Genomic DNA, 20,336 nt, shown 5'->3' on the forward strand with positions numbered 1-20,336 from the left:
ATGCTGGAGATTTCACATGTGACGAAGCTGTTCAATCCGGGAACGACCGATGAGAAAACAGCACTGGTTGGCGTGAATCTGACGATGAATCCGGGCGATTTCGTAACGGTTATCGGCAGTAACGGTGCGGGGAAATCCACGTTGATGAATATCATTTCAGGCGTAATGAAGCCGGATATGGGCGATGTGCTGATTAATGATCGTTCCATCAAAAACCTGCCTGAGCATAAGCGCAGCAGCTGGATCGGCCGGGTATTCCAGGATCCGATGGCAGGAACGGCTCCACATATGTCCATCGAAGAGAACATGGCCATGGCGTACAAACGTGGTAAAGGGCGAGGTCTTGGCTTCGGGGTTACCCGGGCAAGGCGGGAGATTTTCAATGCCCAGCTGCAGAAGCTGGGGATTGGACTCGATAAGCGTCCTAATGCCAAAGTGGGTCTCCTCTCAGGCGGAGAACGCCAGGCGCTCAGCCTTCTTATGGCGACCTTTACCCAACCGCAGATTCTGCTGTTGGATGAGCACACCGCAGCGCTTGACCCTGCGCGTGCCGAACTGATCACGGAACTGACCGAAACGTTGGTGCGTGAGATGAGATTGACCACCTTAATGGTTACCCACAATATGGAGCAAGCGATTCGTCTTGGCAACCGTTTGATCATGATGGACAAAGGCAGAATCATTCTGGATGTCAGTGAAGAGCGTAAGCGTACACTGACCGTACCCGAGCTGCTCATCGAATTCGAGCGCATCAGCGGCAAAAAGATGGCAGACGACCGCGTTGTTCTTGGTTAGGTACAGGGATATAGGGTTAGATCATACAAAAAACCTTTTGCGTGCTCGCAAAAGGTTTTTTGTGGTACATTGATTTCAATGTCATAAATACGAGATTGTAGTGAAATCAAATCTTGGAATGACGCCACACCGTTAGGATTAGCAAGTTTGCACAGGAGGACCAAGCATGTCATTGCAATTTGATGAAGGCACATTTACCGTAACCCGGCGTACCGATTCCATCCGACTGCTGGCGAAGGAATTTGCGCTTCTTCATTTTTTATACGAGAACAAGGAAAAAGCATTTACACGCAGCCAGCTGCTGGACCGGGTATGGCCGCTGGAGTATCCGGTTGAACGCACCGTGGATGATCATGTGTATCGGCTGCGCAAGAAACTGAAACGTTGGGAAGAAATTTCGCTGGATACCGTACGCGGCTATGGTTACCGGCTCACCATTCAGGCCAATAGGACAGCACTGCCCTCTAATCCCTCCGCCCAAGATCTGGAGATGCGAGAAGTGATCCATGGATTGTTCCGCAAATATCATCTGTTTGGGCAGGGGCGATCGATGCTAACCCTGATTCATCAGCAGGACGCCCTCGGCATTCAGATTGACTCGTTCTATCAATTGTATACCCGCTTTATTCAGGGAGATCTGGAATGGCTGATCACAACGAAGGAAATACCTTTCGAGGAGCGTGTGTACTGGCTGTTGATTTTTGTACACGCCTTGGTTGAACCAGAGGAAAGCCTACAGTTGTATGAACGGGCATTGGGCTCATCGGCTTTGTCCGCGGATCAGCTTCGAGAGCTCCGCATCCTGAATATTGTTGAGGTTTATGCAGAGGTGGGTCAATATCGACGGGCCAAAGCGCAGCTGGCAGATACATATCATGTCATTGAGACAGACAACCTGGTCAACTTCAAGCTTCCCGTAGCACTGTCGGAATTGTATGTAGAGCTGTGGGGCGGCAGTGGTGAGAGGGTGGAGGAGCAGATGATCACATTACGATCAGGCTTGAAGGATGCACCCTATTTGCGTGAAATCGGGCGATTTCAGGTGATGGAAGGGTTATGGCTACTGAGGCAAGGACGGACCCGTGAAGCAGAGCCAAGAATCGATGATGGGCTCGATGTGCTGAAAATGAGCTTAAACGCACCGTTATATATAAATTCTGCGCATCAAGTGCTATTGTTCATGGCACATCACCGGATCCAGGGGCGTCTGCTTCATAAATATAGACAAGTTTACACAGAAATCGCCAAAGAATTTGGAATTCCTGAATATGGACAGCAGATTACGGATGAAATCCGGGCTTTTTTATCCATGTTTCCTCCAGCCTCTGATCTTCCTCTGATATAACTCCCGTATGATTACAGCCATGGAACACAGACCACTACGGCTGTAATCAAGGAGGGTTACTACATAATGACTAGCATTTCCAATGAATCATCCAGTCCGTCCAAAATGTCATCCAAAGGTTTATGGCGTAATTTTCAGTTTGTCCGCATGTTTATCGCGTACGCGCTCGCGACCTTTGGGGACTGGTTCGATGCACTCGCCATCCAGGTGATGGTTGCATATCGGTGGGGTGCCGATCCACTAATCATCGCGATTATTCCGGTTTGTATGGCTGTCCCGGGCATACTGCTGGGCTCGGTCGCAGGTACGCTGGCGGATCGTTTGCACAAAGTAAAGATCATGATGCTCTGTGATGTGATTACCGTTGTACTGACATTGGCCATCCTGTTCGCCCCTAGTGCGGCATGGCTGCTTCCGCTTCTGGCCCTGCGAGCCATGATGGGAGTTTTCCACATTCCGGCCCAACAGGCGCTGACACGTCAAGTAGTGGCAGAGGAGCATTTGTTTCAGGCTTCGTCCCTGAACGGCTTTGTTGGACAATGCTCCAAGGTGGCTGGGCCGCTGCTGGGTGCCGTAATCCTGGCCGTATTTTCACCCCAGATCTGCATTGTCATCAATGCCTGCACTCGTCTATTATCTGGGTTGGTATTATGGCCTTTGCGACGTTTAACGGAACAGCCAAAAGATTCAGATATGGATGAAACGCTTGGGCAGGAGAAGGCAGAAAACGAATCTGTGCTTGCGCAATGGGCAAAAGGATGGAGCTTTATCCGCAGCAGTCGGCCCATTCTGAGCACCATCCTATTTGGGTGTTTTGGCTTAATGGCCATTCTTATGATTGATTACCAGTTCACGACGCTGTTTCGCAGCATTAAACCGGAAAATGAAGCCCTGATCGGATGGCTCGGCTCGTCAGCTGGTGCGGGTGCAGTCATCATGATTCTACTGTTGAATCGGCTGCCGCGGATCGGTTATGGCTGGGGGCTCGGAGGGGGTTATCTTGTTATTGGGGTAGGTATTGCTGCCTTAGGACGAGTTGCGCCGCTAACACCAGATATTTGGGTCATCGTCTGGGGGCTGTGCATCGGACTCGGAAATGGTCTCTTTATGGTGACGCTCAATTATTTGCTGCAAAAGGAAACGCCTCCTGCCTATGTAGGGCGCGTCTTCGGCATCCAAAATTCTCTGTCCAGTATCGTGCTTGTCGTTGCCCCGCTTGCAGGGGGTGCATTAATTCGTGCGACAGGGCCAAGTCTTACCTTTCAATACATTGGTATTGCGACGCTTGCTATTGGTTTTGCAGGTATATTGCTGCAGCGTGTTTTGTGGAATGGCCAGGAAGCGCTGGGTGCTGTCCGGCAGGAACACATATAACATCAGTAATTCTGGTGCAAAAAAACAATAATCAAAAGCCGCTTCCGGTTCGACGGAGAGCGGCTTTCTCTTCTTGAAGAGGGATAGATTATACCTCCCACCAAGCGAAATAGGCAGTGGAAGCAAGCAGGCCACCGACGGTGAGGGAACCGCTGACCGTCAGATTAATGGACTGTCCTGGCGGGATGACATAACTGCCAAAAACATTGGATGAAAAGGGTCCCGCTTGCAAAGGCAGCGTCATTAACGTGGTTGCCCCGGATGGAGCGGAAGTGGAGAATCGGACCGCTGCAACACTGGTGTTGGTGCTGGACAGATTGCTGTTCACAGGTGTTAGTGTACTGGGCGAGGCCAGCGTTCCATTGGCACTGAGGATCATGGATCCACTGAAGGAAGACAGGAGATTGAGGGAGACCGTGATTCCACCAGAAAATCGGGATACATACAATGTTCTGCCGCTTCCAGCAGGATTGGCCAATTGGACAGTCACGATTACGCTTCCTCCCAATAACCCAAGGGTGGTGGAATTGGTTATACCTGAATTAAACAGACTTCCCACGCTCCCTGCGTTATTTTCCGGTGGCGCAACAATGCCGGGAGTGCTGCGCCTGACAGCTTCTGGCGCAGCCTCTTCCACGAGCGATGCAGCCCGCTGCAGGATGCTATTCGTTCATCTCTAACATGTTTAACTCAGAATACTTCATCCTTTCCGAATAACTGCCCGGAAGCAGCGAATCGGTGCACCATACATGTCTGACCAGATGGCATCATCCGGCTCATCCACAACGAGCTTCCCGTCAATCGTCAGCCCGGTAACAGCCATGATGGTTTCGAGTAGATCAGGCCGCATCTCCGGTACATCGAAGGTCGCAATTAATTGTCCATCCGGGTTCATGACCCGGGCAAATTCGCGAAAGGCACGCAGCATCGTGCCTGTATCCAGATGCTCCAGAACCGAGATGCAGAATATTCGGTCAAACATGCCGGATGCATACGGCAGCTGGGCCAGATTGGCCCGGGCGCGATGCAGCCTGGTCAAGTAGGATTCCGGCAGATCACGTGCGGCCTCTTCGCCAAAGTCAGAAGCAATATTCAGCCGGATGGCTTCTTCCGACAAAATGCGTTCATCCCAATCACAGGCATGAACTTCCCGGCAGTGTTCGGCCAACCAGAATTTGAACGGGTGGGAGATGCCGCAGGCCGCATCCAGTACGACGTCGTCCGAACGGGCAAACTGACGGGCCCACTCGTATTCGTAAGGTCTGCTCCACCATGCCGGATGCAGCGGAAATATCAGCGTATCTGTTTTGGGGTCACTTTGCCGAACGTATCTTGATTCCAGCTGTTCTGTCTGATTGGGTGTGTCCATCATCCCCGAATCCCCTCTCTCAATCCTGCGTCTGCCAGGAAATTTTCCAATACCGTACTCCATTTGCGCCGCCATCCGGACAGGTCGTAGGCCAGTGCTGTCTCCCGGGCGTATATGCCCAAGCGCTCCCGCTCTGCCCTGTCCTCGAGGAGACGTACCAGAGCAGCAGTGAGAGCATCATCTCCCGGAGGTACAAGCAGCCCGTTGAAACCATCCTGAATGAGATCGTTTAATCCGCCAACGTTGGAGGCAACGACCGGAATGCCACAGCTCATGGCTTCCAGACAGGCATAGGAGGTACCTTCCGAGAACACCGTAGGAATCACAGCAATATCGGCTTGGTGATAGGCCTCCCGGATATCCCTGAAGTCATACGTACGCTGTATTATCCGATCTTTGTGGGGGTGAGTGCGATGCCAGTAGCGAAACGCTCTGCCTACAGTGCTGCCCTCGACCAGTTCTCCGGCAAATTCAATTTCCAGGTCAGGAAAGGCCCCCAGCAGCCGATCTGAGGCAAGCATCATGGGGATAATGCCCCGTTCCATACTGACTCTGCGCGGATACAAAATCCGCAGTGGGCGCGAAGGGTTCGGATGTAAATCAGGGCTAATGGTGCTGGCAACAGGTTCAATGTATTCATTGGTCATATCGGAAAAGTCAGCATCAGCGAGCTCCATCGCTTCTTTTGTACTCAACCCCAATATGACTACCCCGGTGTCTTCTTCCTGGCTGGCAAGGTCTTCCTTCCACGCTGACAACCATTCTGCTTCCTGTTCCTGACCGAATCTGGGTCTGGGCGGAGCTGGAGTGAAATAGGAGGTATCCACTGCATTGGGAATAAGGACAACCTGATTGGGATCGCGAAACGTACATGCAGCCCGGCAAAAGGTCTGGAAATGGGAATCCACCGATACGATGCGTACCAGTCCATCCAGTGCCAGTTGGATGTGCCCGGCGACCTGCTGTTTGGTCTCCAGCGGCAGACCGGGACGATCCCAGTTAATGCCGTGGCAGATCCCCAGACTGCCGGGTTTGTAGCTGATGGGCTGCCAGAGGCAGCTGGCATAGATTACGGGACCGCGCGCTGCTGCGGCCATCCGGGCAAAGGCATCAGGCACATCATCCATATCATAGGCGTATCCAAACACGTCAATCTGCTCCGTCCGCGTCTGAAATGCTTCATAATAGGACAGCTGATGCACTTCGGGAATGTGCCCCAATTCGCGGATCACGCTGCACAGATCGAGAATGTAACGTTCAAGCCCACCTCCGAATACCCGGCCGAAATCCCGGTTGTATCCATCTGTGAAGCTGTGTGTCAAAATACTGACCACACCCATCTCACCGCTCCTCCTTCCAGGGAACCAGCCGAGGTTCCGGGTCCAGGATGGATTCGTAATGTTCCAGACTGCCCCACTGGCCGTTTGGATCAATGCGTTTGTAACGCAGATACTTGCGAACCCGGTCTTCCAGACTGCCCGCCCATCCAAGGTGCTGTACTTTCAGCTCCGTGCTAATACCAGGCAGGCCTGTGCAGGACAAGGGGAGGCGGGGAACATGATGGTTTTGCTGCGGGTAAAAGTAGGGATAGTTCGGCATATAGCGTACAAGGGAGGCCGTGTGTCGTCTGTGCAGTCCCCATAATTCATCATCCCGATAATGAGTTCGACCACCCCACATATCGTAAAACCGGAATGCAACCCAGTCCGCATGCTCCTGATTGATCAGAGTACGTATGGCTTCCTTGGCCTCCGAGCTGTAGAGTTCATCCGCATCGACGGACAGCATCCAGTCTGGGGAGGTACTCACTGCCGCTTGCCACAGGGCGTTACGGAGCCGCCATTCCTCGGCGAACAGGGGCTTCTCCAGCACCTCAAGACGGACAACCTTCGGATAGGCCCTGCATAGGTCGGGTGTGCCATCTGTGCTCGCATCATCTACAATAACGATCTCATCCACGAACTCACTCAGATCACCGAGTACCTCTTCGAGGTATCTGCCTCGTTCGTTGCGGACCTGCAGCATTGCGGTCAGTTTATTTCCCTTACTTTTGCGAACGCGGCGAATGGAAGAGGATACCGGGTTTGAACGTTCCCGCTGCTCCTCCGTGCCCTTCGAATGCACCACACTGTCTGCAATTGATTCAGTTAAAGCTGAGGGGACATCAACCCGGATGTCTGTCTGCATGCCCAGACCCCGAATATGTTGTGTGCGCTTCTTCGGGTCCAGCATCACGGCACCTCCCCCAGTAATTGCTGTACAGCCTGATCCAGCAGTTCCAACTCCACAATCCGGGCGAGTGCATCCTCATTCTCCATGGCTGCTTCGAGGAACTGACGTACTGCCCCGTGGCGTTCTCCGCGAAGTGCCATGGCAGTACCGGATAATACCTGATAATCCCTGCGGCTGGAGCCATCCTGAATATCCACCGCGTGTACCAGAGCCATGGCGTCCTCCACACGTCCGGTCTCCTGATAAATTCGGAATTTCCAATGCCGCGCGGTCTCTCCTCCAAGTGCGTCCAGTATGCTGAGTGCTGCTCCGTAATCATCGTTTATTCGCAGCAGCTCCGCCTGAACAAGTTGATTCTCCCCGGCCTCCAGCCAGCGGCATAACTGTTCATAGTGATGCCGTTCCTGTGCATGGCCTGCACTGATCCCGTAGACCTGCAGCGCATGCTCCACTTCTCCTGCTTTGGCATGAATGGCCGAGAGGAACCGGTAGTGGGAATGGACGCAGTCACTTCGTCCGCTCATGATGGCATGGATGAAAGCCTCGTTAAGCGATGCAGCTGCTCGCGAATCGTCCAGCAAGTATTCATAGGCTGCCAGCAAAAAGGAAATCGTCTCATGCGGCCCCGTTTTTGAACGGAGCTGGCGATAATAGTCCGCACGCATACTGCACTGGAGCGGAGTAATGGTGTCCGGTGCACCTGCAACGGTTTGTCTCAGGGCGTGCAGGAACAGCAATTCGTAATCCTTTAGCGGAAAATCGAGATCATTCTTTGGTATGGAGCCGGCAGGAGCCGTGTTTTCACCACCCAACCAGACCGAGCGTATACCCTGAAAGGCCAGCTTCATATAACGTGTTTCCGAAGACGTGCCGACCAGGGATGCAACGCCAACCAGCCGGGATATACAGCTTTCCCACAGCGGCGACTCCGCTTCATCGCCTGCCGGTTCGGGAAGCAGTACAATGCAGATCTCCGGATGCAGCGAAGCTGCTGCCATGAGCCAATAGGGGTGGGTGATTACAGCTGCGGTGCGAGACTGCTGCAGCAGTAATTCTGCTTCCGGCAAGGTAACCACTGCAATGGCCTGGGGCATATCTTCTGAACGTTCCTGACTGCTTACATAGAAGACCTCTCCCTCTGCCCCAAGTAAGGCAGCGATGCCCGGGTAAGGAAAAGTGGACCATCCGCCTTTGCGTGGAAAGAGAATATACCTGATGGGAGGGAGCTCTGCATTCCCCTCTTTTGAAGCCGGTTCTGTGGCTTTTTCCGGTATGGTTTCGGATTTATCCATGTGTTAATCACCTCACTTTGACTGCGTTCAAGGTTTCTGCCCCGTTTCCGGGATCCGTTCTTCCACATCATATGTAAAGCCCTTATGGCACTTCGCATGATATGTCTGACTCTAGCATATGGGCATTATGTGCCAAACATGAGCAACTTCCCTGAATAGACGAAGCTGGCAAGCCATATTGATAGGCTGAATTTTATCTAATGTGTGACCATCGTCACATTTTTTTCGAAATTCCAACGAGGATTGTGATAATTGTCACATGTAGAAAATAGGCAATCTGGCACAATACGTTCATCAAGCGTATTTGGCGGACAGACAGCGAAGGTGCAGCTTCCATGCCGAATGCGAATTAACTGCGATGTAACAGAAAGAAGGGGTAACGGTATGGATCCGATTATGTTATCGCGTATCCAATATGCACTCACAACGATCTTCCATTTCTTTTTTGTACCGCTGTCCATCGGTCTTGTGCTGCTGGTAGCAATTATGGAGACGTTGTACGTAGTCAAAGGTAAGGAAATCTACAAAACGATGGCCAAATTTTGGGGCAAGCTGTTCCTGATTAACTTTGCTGTCGGGGTCGTTACGGGTATTTTGCAGGAGTTCCAGTTCGGCATGAACTGGTCCGAGTATTCCCGCTTCGTCGGGGACGTGTTTGGTGCGCCGCTGGCGGTTGAAGCCTTACTGGCGTTCTTTATGGAGTCTACGTTTATCGGGCTCTGGATTTTCGGGTGGGATCGGTTGTCCAAAAAAGTGCATCTGGCCTGTATCTGGCTCGTATTTGTCGGCACATTCCTGTCCGCGCTATGGATTCTGGCAGCCAATTCATTCATGCAGCATCCGGTCGGTTTCGAGATTAACAACGGCCGTGCGGAGATGAATGATTTCTTGGCACTGCTTACCAATGGTCAGCTGCTGGTTGAATTCCCGCATACCATCTTCGGCGCATTAATGACGGGTGCCTTTGTGGTAACGGGAATTAGTGCCTACAAATTGATGAAGAAGCAGGATGTGGAGATTTTCCGCAAATCATTCAACATTGCGATCATCATTGGTCTTGTTTCCTCATTCGGTGTAGCGTTCTCCGGGCACTTCCAGGCGCAATATCTGGTGGAAACGCAGCCCATGAAGATGGCAGCCAGTGAAGGGACATGGACAACAACGGAAGATCCTGCACCATGGACGGTAGTCGCGTTTATCGATCCGGACAAACAGGAGAACTCCGGTGAGATCAAGATTCCCGGATTGCTCAGTTATCTGTCCTACAGCAAGTTCTCCGGAAGTGTCAAAGGCATGAAGGAGCTGAATGCTGAGTATCAGCAGACTTATGGGCCAGGGGACTACATCCCGCCAGTACGGACGACGTTCTGGAGCTTCCGCATCATGATTGCAGCGGGTGGTTTAATGATTATACTCGCCTTGTACGGTACGTTCCTGGCCTTCCGCAGGAAGCTGGAGGTAGCCGGAAAGTGGTTTATGCGCCTGATGGTATTTGCCATCTCCCTGCCGTTTATCGCCAATACGTCGGGCTGGATCATGACGGAGGTGGGGCGGCAGCCTTGGACGGTATTCGGATATATGACGACCGAAGCCAGTGTATCGCCTAATGTGAGTGCAGGCCAGATTCTGTTCTCTACCATTGCATTTACAGCAGCTTATACGGTTCTGGGTATTGTGATGGTCTATCTGTTCGTGCGTGAGATCAAGGCAGGACCATATGCAGTAGAAAAGCCGGAGGACCACGATGAATCGTCCGATCCGTTCGGCGTGGATGGGGGTTATTCCGTTGTCACTAAGTGAGTTGTGGTTTTTGCTGATTGCCGTATTATTTGTTGGATTTTTCTTTCTGGAGGGTTTTGATTTTGGGGTTGGCATGTCGACTGGCATTATTGCCAAAACGGATCGTGAACGCCGTACCCTGATCAATTCGATTGGTCCGTTCTGGGATGGCAACGAGGTGTGGCTGATTACGGCAGGGGGAGCAATGTTTGCTGCCTTCCCTCACTGGTATGCTACGTTATTCAGTGGCTTCTATCTGCCGCTTGTAGTGGTGTTATTGGCCTTAATTGGTCGCGGGGTGGCCTTTGAATTCCGCAGTAAAATGAGACATGAACGCTGGCGCAAAACATGGGACGTCATCATTGTTGTCTCAAGCAGCCTCCTGCCTTTTCTGTTCGGCGTAGTGTTTGCCACGCTCATGAAGGGTCTCCCCATCGATGGGCAGATGCAGATGCGTGCGGGATTCCTGGACATCGTCAATCCGTATACTGTCGTTGGCGGTTTAAGCGTAACCTTGTTGTGTCTCGTTCACGGACTGCTGTTCGCTTCCTTGCGTACGGTTGGCGATCTCAGGGAGAGAGCATTGCAAACTGCCCAAAAACTGATGCTGCCGCTGGCTGCCATTCTTGCGGTGTATGCCATAATGACATACTTCATGACGGACGTGTTCGCCGTGCGCGGCTGGGCGCTCTGGATCATGGTGGTCCTTGGCGCTGTCTCCTTGGGTCTTGCCGCTTACTTCGTGCGGCATAAGCGCGAGGGTTGGGCTTTTGGCATGACTGGAGGTGTCATTGCCATCGCCTTTGCTTCCGTATTTATCGGCCTGTTCCCAAGAGTTATGGTGAGTTCCTTTGGCTCCGCGTTTGACCTGACGGTCTACAATGCGGCATCCGGTGCATATTCGCTGAAAGTGATGACCATTGTAGCCTGCACGCTGCTGCCTTTTGTTCTCGGCTATCAGATCTGGAGTTATTACATTTTCCGCAAACGTCTGAACGAGCAGCATCACCTGGAGTACTGACATGGGACGGGGATTGCTGAAGCTGCCGGGGATTCGGCCAGTACTGGCGCTGGCTTCAGCGCTGGTGCTGCTGCAGGCGATGACGATTATTATGCAGGCCAAATGGCTCGCCGAGGCCATAACAGCATTGTTTGAAGGGTCATCCATAACAGAGCAGTACCCTGTGCTGCTGCTGTTCCTGGCTGCTTTTGCCGCCCGGTATGCCATTTCCTTCTGGTTGCAGCGGGTTGCCTTGCGTTATGCAGAGAAAACAGGAACCGATCTGCGCAGACAGATGGTGGAGCAGTGGTTCAGGCTGGGCCCGCGTTTTGCCAAAACAGAAGGAACAGGACACCTGGTCACACTGGCACGGGAAGGGACGGCCCAGTACAAAACGTATCTGGAGCTGTTTATTCCCCGCATGCTGGGCATGGGGTTCACCCCTATTGTGATTCTGTTGTATGTGTTCAAGCTGGATGTCATGTCCGGCATTATTTTGATGCTGACCCTTCCCATATTGATTGTGTTCATGATTCTGGTTGGTCTTGCTGCACAGCGCAAGATGGATGGGCAATTCAAGTCATACAAGGCACTGGCGAATCACTTCGTGGATACGCTTCGCGGACTGGAGACGCTGAAAACGCTGGGACAGAGTGGCAAGCACGCGAATACGATTGTTCGGGTCAGTCAGCGTTACCGTATAGCGACGCTGTCTACGCTGCGCATGGCTTTTTTGTCTTCCTTCGCCCTGGATTTCTTCACGATGCTGTCGGTTGCCTCTGTCGCGGTAGGTCTGGGTTTGCGGCTAACGGAAGGACAGATGCTTCTCGGTCCAGCACTCACGGTACTTATTCTGGCACCGGAATATTTCCTGCCTGTACGGATGGTGGGTGCCGATTATCATGCGACATTGGATGGTAAAGAGGCCGGAGCAGCGATTGAACAGATGATTGAGCGGGGGAAAGCTGCAGAAGAGAGACAGCGGGAGGCGTACGCCAATACTGTTTTTCAAGCAGAAGTAGAGACGGATGGAGCAGGAGTTGTGCATCAGCCTTCTTCTGGCAACAGAAGTGTACTCTCATCAACGATACGTGTTGTACTGCGTGAGGAGAGCACCCGTGACCCTGTCTATGCCCCTTCATCGAAGCTTTTATGGAATGCGGGCAGCCGACTGGCGCTTACGGATGTGCAAGTGCGGCATGAAGAGGAGGGGCCCTGCTCGTTGGAGGATGTTACATTCCAAATCTCGGGTCTCGCCAAAGTGGGTATCATTGGTGCCAGTGGTTCAGGGAAATCAACTTTGATTGACGTGCTGGCGGGTTTTCAACTGCCCACTTCAGGCCAGGTATTAGTGAACAGTCAGCCCGTATCTCCAGAGATGATGGACTCCTGGAGAACGCAAACGGCAGCCATACCTCAGCATCCTTATATATTCAGTGGAAGCCTGGCTGATAACGTTCGCTTCTATATGCCGGAAGCATCGGATGCAGAGGTTGCCGGTGCGATTGCCGCTGCCGGGTTGAACAAGTTGGTAACTTCCTTGCCGAAGGGGCTCTATGAGCCGATTGGAGCTGGCGGCAGGCAGCTCAGCGGTGGACAGGAGCAGCGGGTGGCCCTCGCCAGGGCCTTGCTAAGTGCACGGCCTGTCCTGCTGCTGGATGAGCCGACCGCACATCTGGATGTGGAAACCGAGTATGAACTGAAACAGACCATGCTGCCTATATTTGAAGGCAAGCTGGTGTTTCTGGCTACGCATCGTCTGCACTGGATGCCGCATATGGATTGCATCATCGTTATGGATGGCGGGACGATAGCGGAGACAGGAACGCATGAAAAGCTGCTGGCAAAACAGGGCGTATACTACCAGATGATTCAGGCCCAAATGGAGGCGGTATGAGATGAAAGCCGGATATGAGCAGACCGAAACGGCTCGAAACGGGAGTAAAAAGAATAACTGGATTGCTCCTTACGTCGCACAGTACCGCTGGAGATTTACCGGAGTCCTTGCACTCGGAACATGCGCTGCATGTTGTGCAGTTCTGCTGCTCTTCACTTCCGGATTTCTGATCTCCAAGTCTGCGCTCCGTCCTGAAAATATATTGATGGTATACGTACCGATTGTAGGCGTGCGTGCCTTCGGGATTTTCCGTGCTGTGTTCCGATATGTCGAACGGTTGGCGGGTCATGATGCCGTGCTGCGTGTGCTCGCGGACCAGCGGGTGAAGCTGTACCGGATATTGGAGCCGCAAGCTCTGTTTCTGCGCTCCCGCATGCAGACCGGCGATGTACTCGGAGCACTCGCGGAGGATGTGGAGCGATTGCAGGACATTTATCTGCGTACCGTCTTTCCGGCCGTCACGGCGCTAATTCTGTATGGTGCAGCGGTTATTTCTTTTGGAACCGTGGATCTGGGATTTGCATTATGGATGGGTCTCTACATGTTATTTCTTGTTGCTCTCTTGCCTGCCATCACTTTAAAGGTGACGTGGAGTCGGAGGGTGCAGCTGAAAAGGAAGAACAGTCAGCTATACACCCGGCTGACAGACGGCGTGCTTGGCCTGGGGGATTGGATGGCAAGTGGACGAGCGGCGGAATTTATCCGCCTCCAGGAAGAGGGAGAAGCGCAGGCAGACTCGGTTCGGTGCAGCCTGCGAAGCTGGACACGGTGGCGTGATCTGATTGCCCAGTGTGTCATTGGACTGATGGTAGTGTCCGTGACATTATGGGCAGGAAGTGAGGTTTTTGCCGGGCAGCTTCCCGCAGTCATGATTGCGGCGTTTGTACTGGTACTGTTTCCACTCACGGAAGCCTTGCTGCCAGTTTCAGATGCAGTGGAGCGACTTCCACAATACCGAGAATCGCTGGAGCGATTGCAGCATCTGGAGGGTGAGGGGAACATTCATGGTGCCCCATCAGTCGGGACTGACACTGAGCAGGTGCCAGAAGCTTTATCTATGTCCATGGACATGACGAGGAATTCACGAGATCAGCGAATCCGCCTGCGGATCCCTCCGAAGCTGAGAGCGGATATTCGGATCGACCGCATAAGTTACCGGTATGATTCAGAAGATTCCTATGCTGTGCAGGATATATCTCTTCATCTTCCCCAGGGCAAGCGGTTAGCTATTCTTGGACGTAGTGGCGGCGGGAAATCTACACTTCTGAAGCTGATTCAAGGTGCGCTGCGGCCGTCGTCGGCCGGGGCCGTGTTAATCAACGATCAGCCTGTGCAAACGCTGGGGGAGAATGTACCTGATGTCATTGCCGTGCTGAACCAGAATCCGCACCTCTTCGACACGACAGTAGCAAACAATCTGCGGATTGGCCGTCCTCATGCAACCGATGAGGAGATTAGGCGTGTGGCCGCCCAAGTGGGTCTAGCCAGCCTTATTGAGTCTCTGCCACAGGGGTACAATACCCCGATGCTGGAGACGGGCATTCGATTTTCGGGTGGAGAACGGCAGCGGATTGCGCTGGCCCGGGTACTGCTGCGGGAAACGCCTGTTGTCATCTTCGATGAACCAACAGTCGGACTTGATCCGGTGACGGAACGCGCACTTATGCGTACCATTTTGGACAGCATGCAGGGCAAAACGATGATCTGGGTTACCCATCACCTCATTGGTGCGGAACAGATGGATGAGCTTATTTTTATGGAAAATGGACAAATTGCCATGCAGGGTTCACACGAACAGCTGCTGGCTCGGGAAGAGCGCTACCGTCGTCTTGTTGAACTCGATCGACCGGGCTGGGCAGACTGGCAGAAGACGGATATGCCTCTGCCACCCGCAGCTTCCAGGTAAGCGTGATCAAGCATGTCGTAGGCGGCAGGATAATGCAGGTGGCATGACAAATGTGCTGCCATTCTCGGAATTATATCGTTGATGAAGCACATCAGCCAAAAGAGACGAGCCCATGAAATCATGGGCTCGTCTCTTTTAATACCTGTATGTTGTAACGTACGCCGCCAGTCCCCTACATCTCCACCAGCATTAGAATAATGGAAGAAAGGCAGAGACAGGTACTGATGAGATACAAGACGCCAACCACCTGCTTGTGGTTCAGCCCTGCACGCAGAAGGCGATAGTGGGCTTGGCTTGCATCTGCCTGATAGATGGCTTTTCCCTGAATGAAACGTTTGATCACGACAAAGATATTGTCGAAGATCGGTACACCAAGGGCCAAAATCGGGATGAACAGCGACAGCATGGTCGCTTGTTTGAATGCACCGTCAAGGGCAATGACAGCCAGGATGAAACCTAGGAATGTGGCTCCCGCATCGCCCATAAACACCTTGGCTGGAGGTTTGTTGTATTTCAGATAACCAAGCGTTACACCCACGAGCACGATGGACATGAGTGCTGAATCGCTTTGGCCTTTGGCCAGGGCAACGACAAACAGCGTGACTGCCGAGATCGCCGATAATCCGCCAGCGAGCCCATCCATGCCGTCCGAGAAGTTGATAACGGTGGTTACACCGAAAATCCACAGGATCGTCAGCAGGAATTGCAGCCAGAATGGAAGCATGACGTATTCCGAGGTCAGCGGGTTAACGAACCCGGTGAATGCAATTCCGGAAGCAAATACGAGCACCGCTGCAGAGATCTGAATGATCATCTTGGGCAAGGCAGGGAAGTCTTTGCCTTTTGTTTTGTACCAGTCGTCAATGGTACCAATCGTTAACAGAAGCATGCCACCTGCAACCAGTGCGGCCGTTTCCATGGATAGCTGCTTCGTAAATGCAATGTATGTCAGGAAGAATCCAGTAAATATCGCGTAACTCGCCGTCAGTGGAATCGGCTGCCTGTGCAGCTTGCGCTCTACATCCTCCCGAGGCTTGTCCACAAAATCGAGGCGGTGAGCCAATCGGCTAAGCGGAGGAATGAGCAGAAGCACGACAATAAAAGACAGCAAAAATGCCATTATGTATACCATAAAATTGCTTGATTCACTCCCATCTACCATTTTCCCCCTATTATACGAGCTAAAGCGGAAATCTGTCGATGTCATTATTGTAACCAGCACGACTAAACATGCAACAGAACACTAGCATATTAGAACGTTTGTTGAAGATAAGAGCCAAAGTAGTGGTTCGCGGCCTCTGCATTATAACCGTCATCTCCTTGCCAGGTAGCGGCAAATATAAAATCACTGGAGCCACCCTTGCCTTTTCTGGGCTTATCTCCGGGAACAAGCAGACCCGAGGCCGCCCAAATCTCAAGCAGGGCATCCCGTTCCTGTTTGCTCGAAGGGAACAGACCTTTCCATAGCTTCTCAAGCGAGCGGGCACTATCTCTGGGATCGCCTGTCTGAGAGGCTGCGAGAAGGTGTTCAAGTATGGTTATATCTTCAGGGGTTACCTCGTAGCTTGATTCATTGTCGAGACGCAGCAATTCCAGGTCCATCAGGCAGTAGAGCAGCCAGTTATGACGAACACCGCCCCATTTGATCCGCTCAAAATTCAGAACGTTCAGATCGACGTTTACATATTCCCTGTCCGACTGTAGTCGCAGGTAATTGCAATCCCCGCATGAACTGGTATTGGCATGCAGTGCGGGCCGCTCCCCATAGGTGTGCAGAGGCAACTGTGAGGTTAATGCCCAGCTTGAGAGCGCACTGCGTAAATATACTTTTTTGGTGGACAGGCTGTGCACAAAAGCCGAAACAACTCTTTCCTTCATGGTGGTGTCCTGGTGAAGCTGGTGCAGACGATCAACGATCTCGTCATGGGTGATGGTCAGCGGATCGAACATCACATGTTTGCTTTTGGCATATTCAAATTCATCACCAGAGAAGGGTGCAGGAGCAGTCTTCCAGCCGCCACCTCCCCAGAATGTATTCAGCAGTATTTTTGCCGCTTTTTTGTCCAACAATGCAGTTAGCCTCCTGTCGTATTCCATATTCATTCCACTAGACCGGGAAATCGGCTGTTCAGATCATCCTTTCGCAGAGAGTGGACATGCTGCTTGTCTTCAATGCGTTGCTTGAGCCAATCTGTAAAAGTAAGATTCTAATGCGCGACGGAAGGTCTGTATATACAGATATTAGTCAGCTCCATTTTCAAACAATAAGGATATTGTTTTTCATATCTATGACCGTAGCATATTGGACTATCTCTTTCCAGGTTCTAAGGTGCGATTGTTTTGAGTCTGAACCTCGAGTTCGGAGGAGTGGGGATTCATCATTCAGAATATTTTTGTACAAAAGAAATGTACATGAAGAAGGGCCATCCCATATGTCATAAACATGACGGGATGACCCTCTTGAACGTGCAGCAACTCATATTCCTTCTAATGAACTGGAGACACGCTATTCGGTGAATTTTAACAGAAGCGGTGCTCTAACGAATCCCAGGCACTTTATTTGGCTACATTATCGGTTCCAGCGCAAACTCCTGCCGAAATAACGTGGCTGAAGTTTTTTAGCTTCAACATGCCAAGGTTTAACCTCAACATAAGGTGCCTGCGATTCGCTAGCGTGGCAAGCTTACTTCTGATGCATCGTTTTATTTTGAAAAGCGGCGATATCCGCATACTCCTCTTCAAACTTGCGAGAGATCCGGATGAAGATTGGCAGCAATTCCCGGTAGATGCGGACGCTGTCTGGGTCAGGCTGATGACGATGCGTTGATCCGATCATGCCGGAGACGGCACTCAGGGAATCAATGCGGCCAAGAGCGTAGAGACCCAGCACTGCTGCGCCCAGGCAGGAGCTCTCAATACTTTCAGGAATGATCACATCCTGGTCAAATATATCCGCCATCATCTGCCGCCACAGTTCGGAGCGGGCAAAGCCGCCTGTTGCTTGAATTTTGGTGGGACGGCCGATCTTCTCCTCAATAGCAAGCATGACGGTATACAGATTGAACAGCACGCCTTCCAAAGCCGCGCGGATCATGTGCTCCTTCTTATGATGAAGCGTCAGACCGAAGAAGGAGCCGCGAGCATTCGGATTCCAGAGCGGAGCCCGCTCACCTGTCATATAGGGATGGAAGAGCAGACCTTCCGATCCTGGTGGTACATTTTCCGCGACACGAGTCAGCACTTCATAAGGATCGATGCCCAGTCGCTTTGCCGTCTCTACCTCGGAAGCCGCAAACTCGTCCCGAATCCAGCGGAAAATGACCCCGCCGTTGTTCACTGGACCACCGATTACCCACGCATCCTCAGTGAGCGCGTAACAGAAGAAGCGGCCTTTTGGATCGGTAACCGGTTTGTCCACTACCGTGCGAATCGCGCCGCTGGTACCGATGGTCACGGCCACAACGCCAGGATCAATGGCGTTCACGCCGAGATTGGAGAGCACGCCGTCACTGGCCCCGATGACAAATGGTGTTTTGTCTGCAATGCCCATTTCCTTCGCGTATTCCGGGTTCAACCCCTCCTTGAGTACATGAGTGGTCGGTACAAGCCGGGACAAATGGTCTGGCGTAATCCCTGCCACATGCAGGGCTTCCTCGTCCCAGTCCAGTTTTTCGAGATTCATCATTCCTGTAGCAGATGCCATGGAGTGGTCGATCACGTATTCATTAAACAGCTTGAAGAACACGTATTCTTTCATGGAGATGAATTTATGGGTCTGCTTAAACAGCTCCGGCTGTTCCCGGGTCAGCCACATGATTTTGGTTATAGGTGACATTGGATGGATCGGCGTACCTGTTCTCAGGTAGATTTCGTGGCCGTTCATCTCGTTTTTGAGTGCTTCGGTCCACTCTGCACTGCGATTGTCTGCCCACGTCATGGCCCGCATCAGCGGTTTGCCGTGTTCATCGACAGGCAGGATGCTGTGCATGGCGGAGCTGAACGATACAAACAGGATTTCGTCAGGTTTGACACCCGCCTTGGACGTGGCCTGTTTAACGGATTGCACGACAGCTTGGAAAATATCGTCCGCATCCTGTTCTGCAATCGCAGGAGTAGGAGTGTACAGCGGATAATCGGCACCGCCCTGAGCCACGATGGAGCCGTTCTGTTCAAACAGCACAGCTTTGGTGGAGGTGGTACCGATATCTACGCCGATCATATAGGGTGAAGAAGCCATTTTGTCATCCCTCTTTCTCTAACATATAAGTTAAATGAATGCTGCTGCACGTTAACACTCCGGGTACAGAAAGCCTTCTGATCGCTGTTATTCCCAAATTTCTTGGTTCTTCTCTTCAAAGGAAGAAATTTGGTTATAAACGCGAACGTTGCACTTCCTCAGGTCCTTTCTGTCCCCTCCGTTTACGTGTCGCTATTCATCCAACTTATATGGCATCTGGTATTTATCTATAGATAAGAATATCAGACTTGAGGGATGGATCAAAATGGCCGATGTCTTAGTCCTTCACAGCCCCTGCAGCAATGTCTGAAATGAACTGGCGGCTGATGAACAGGAACATGATGATGAGCGGAATAACCGCGAGCAGTGTCCCGGCAATGACCATGGCGTAGTCCGTATTGTACAGTCCGTTTAATTGTGAGAGGGCAATCTGCAGCGTGTATTTGCGCTCATCTGTCAGGACAATAAGCGGCCACAGGTAGTCATTCCACACACCGATAAAGGTAAACGCTCCGAGAAACGCAAACGCAGGTCGCAGGATTGGCAGCGCCACGTTCCAATAGAGCCGGAAGAAATTACAGCCGTCAATTCGGCCCGCATCGAGCAGGTCATTGGGGATGGACTCCGTGGCATACTGGCGAATCCAGAAAATGCCGAAGGCGTTCACCATGCCCGGAATGATGAGGGCCTTGAAGGAACCAACCCAACCGAACGTCGCCATGAGTACGAAGGAAGGTACCAGCGACAGCTGGGAAGGCACCATCATGGTGGCGAGCAGCAGGACGAAGAGCCACTTTTTGCCCGGGAATTCAAACTTCGCAAACGCAAAACCCGCCAGTGAATCAAAGAACAACACCAACACCGTCACCATGCCGGATACAAACAATGTATTGACAAATGCACCCCAGAAGTCAATCTGCTCCAGCACCCGGCTGATATTGTTCCATAGTTCTCCCCCGAACCAGAGCTGGGGCGGAAAGGCGTAAATGTCGGACGTCGTCCGGGTGGACATTACAATTAGCCAATAGAACGGGAACATGGAAATGAGCATGCCCCCGATAAGACCGGTATACAACACCAGCGATTTGAGGTGTTTGGACGTCATGAGCG

At 52.1% G+C, this 20,336-nt stretch carries 16 protein-coding genes; 7 read left to right on the forward strand and 9 right to left on the reverse strand.

The window, feature by feature from the left end:
- The 3 genes from AAIH57_RS21265 to AAIH57_RS21275 all read left to right on the forward strand — a co-directional run bounded on the left by AAIH57_RS21265 (position 1) and on the right by AAIH57_RS21275 (position 3,514).
- Positions 1-795 (forward strand): ABC transporter ATP-binding protein, encoded by a 795-nt coding sequence (locus AAIH57_RS21265; RefSeq protein WP_430022892.1) that lies wholly within the window; start codon positions 1-3, stop codon positions 793-795.
- Positions 796-961: 166 nt separating this feature from the next.
- On the forward strand, positions 962-2,140 hold the full coding sequence (locus tag AAIH57_RS21270) for a winged helix-turn-helix domain-containing protein (RefSeq protein ID WP_175396839.1): 1,179 nt from the start codon (positions 962-964) through the stop codon (positions 2,138-2,140).
- Positions 2,141-2,206: 66 nt separating this feature from the next.
- Positions 2,207-3,514 (forward strand): MFS transporter, encoded by a 1,308-nt coding sequence (locus tag AAIH57_RS21275; protein ID WP_430022893.1) that lies wholly within the window; start codon positions 2,207-2,209, stop codon positions 3,512-3,514.
- Positions 3,515-3,602: 88 nt separating this feature from the next.
- On the opposite strand, the gene AAIH57_RS21280 is transcribed toward AAIH57_RS21275, so the two are convergent.
- The 5 genes from AAIH57_RS21280 to AAIH57_RS21300 form a co-directional block, all read right to left on the reverse strand.
- Positions 3,603-4,151 carry a hypothetical protein gene (locus AAIH57_RS21280; RefSeq protein WP_430022894.1) on the reverse strand — a complete coding sequence of 183 codons (549 nt, stop codon included), beginning with the start codon at positions 4,149-4,151 and terminating at the stop codon, positions 3,603-3,605.
- Between the two features lie 63 nt (positions 4,152-4,214).
- On the reverse strand, positions 4,215-4,886 hold the full coding sequence (locus AAIH57_RS21285) for a class I SAM-dependent methyltransferase (RefSeq protein WP_430022895.1): 672 nt from the start codon (positions 4,884-4,886) through the stop codon (positions 4,215-4,217).
- Positions 4,883-6,223: a glycosyltransferase family 4 protein gene (locus tag AAIH57_RS21290; RefSeq protein ID WP_430022896.1), complete on the reverse strand. Its 1,341-nt coding sequence runs from the start codon at positions 6,221-6,223 to the stop codon at positions 4,883-4,885. The genes AAIH57_RS21285 and AAIH57_RS21290 overlap by 4 nt, the downstream gene beginning before the upstream one ends.
- Before the next feature lies 1 nt (position 6,224).
- The gene (locus AAIH57_RS21295) at positions 6,225-7,115 is read right to left on the reverse strand and encodes a glycosyltransferase (RefSeq protein ID WP_430022897.1); all 891 of its coding nucleotides are present in this window, start codon (positions 7,113-7,115) and stop codon (positions 6,225-6,227) included.
- Positions 7,115-8,407, reverse strand: a complete 1,293-nt coding sequence (locus AAIH57_RS21300) for a hypothetical protein (RefSeq protein ID WP_430022898.1) — start codon at positions 8,405-8,407, stop codon at positions 7,115-7,117. The genes AAIH57_RS21295 and AAIH57_RS21300 overlap by 1 nt, the downstream gene beginning before the upstream one ends.
- Before the next feature lie 384 nt (positions 8,408-8,791).
- Here AAIH57_RS21300 and AAIH57_RS21305 point away from each other — a divergent pair, with 384 nt between their 5' ends.
- The 4 genes from AAIH57_RS21305 to cydC are packed head-to-tail and all read left to right on the forward strand — an operon-like array spanning position 8,792 to position 14,989.
- Positions 8,792-10,207 (forward strand): cytochrome ubiquinol oxidase subunit I, encoded by a 1,416-nt coding sequence (locus AAIH57_RS21305; protein ID WP_175396833.1) that lies wholly within the window; start codon positions 8,792-8,794, stop codon positions 10,205-10,207.
- Positions 10,152-11,207, forward strand: coding sequence for a cytochrome d ubiquinol oxidase subunit II (gene cydB, locus AAIH57_RS21310; RefSeq protein ID WP_430022899.1), 1,056 nt, complete (start codon positions 10,152-10,154; stop codon positions 11,205-11,207). Before AAIH57_RS21305 ends, cydB begins: the two co-directional genes overlap by 56 nt.
- A gap of 1 nt (position 11,208) precedes the next feature.
- Entirely contained in the window at positions 11,209-13,083 is a 1,875-nt protein-coding gene (cydD, locus tag AAIH57_RS21315) for a thiol reductant ABC exporter subunit CydD (protein ID WP_430022900.1), read from the forward strand.
- A 1-nt stretch (position 13,084) separates the two neighbouring features.
- Positions 13,085-14,989, forward strand: a complete 1,905-nt coding sequence (gene cydC, locus AAIH57_RS21320; RefSeq protein ID WP_430022901.1) for a thiol reductant ABC exporter subunit CydC — start codon at positions 13,085-13,087, stop codon at positions 14,987-14,989.
- A gap of 172 nt (positions 14,990-15,161) precedes the next feature.
- Here cydC and AAIH57_RS21325 read toward each other — a convergent pair whose 3' ends face one another.
- The 4 genes from AAIH57_RS21325 to AAIH57_RS21340 form a co-directional block, all read right to left on the reverse strand.
- Entirely contained in the window at positions 15,162-16,121 is a 960-nt protein-coding gene (locus AAIH57_RS21325; protein ID WP_175397072.1) for an MraY family glycosyltransferase, read from the reverse strand.
- A gap of 119 nt (positions 16,122-16,240) precedes the next feature.
- Positions 16,241-17,056, reverse strand: coding sequence for a hypothetical protein (locus AAIH57_RS21330; protein ID WP_175397071.1), 816 nt, complete (start codon positions 17,054-17,056; stop codon positions 16,241-16,243).
- 616 nt (positions 17,057-17,672) lie between these two features.
- On the reverse strand, positions 17,673-19,226 hold the full coding sequence (gene gntK / locus AAIH57_RS21335; protein ID WP_430022902.1) for a gluconokinase: 1,554 nt from the start codon (positions 19,224-19,226) through the stop codon (positions 17,673-17,675).
- Positions 19,227-19,503: 277 nt separating this feature from the next.
- Entirely contained in the window at positions 19,504-20,331 is an 828-nt protein-coding gene (locus tag AAIH57_RS21340; RefSeq protein WP_175396829.1) for a carbohydrate ABC transporter permease, read from the reverse strand.
- Positions 20,332-20,336: the final 5 nt, after the last annotated feature.

Source organism: Paenibacillus sp. MABNR03, from assembly GCF_050455445.1.
GTDB lineage: Bacteria > Bacillota > Bacilli > Paenibacillales > Paenibacillaceae > Paenibacillus > Paenibacillus xylanilyticus.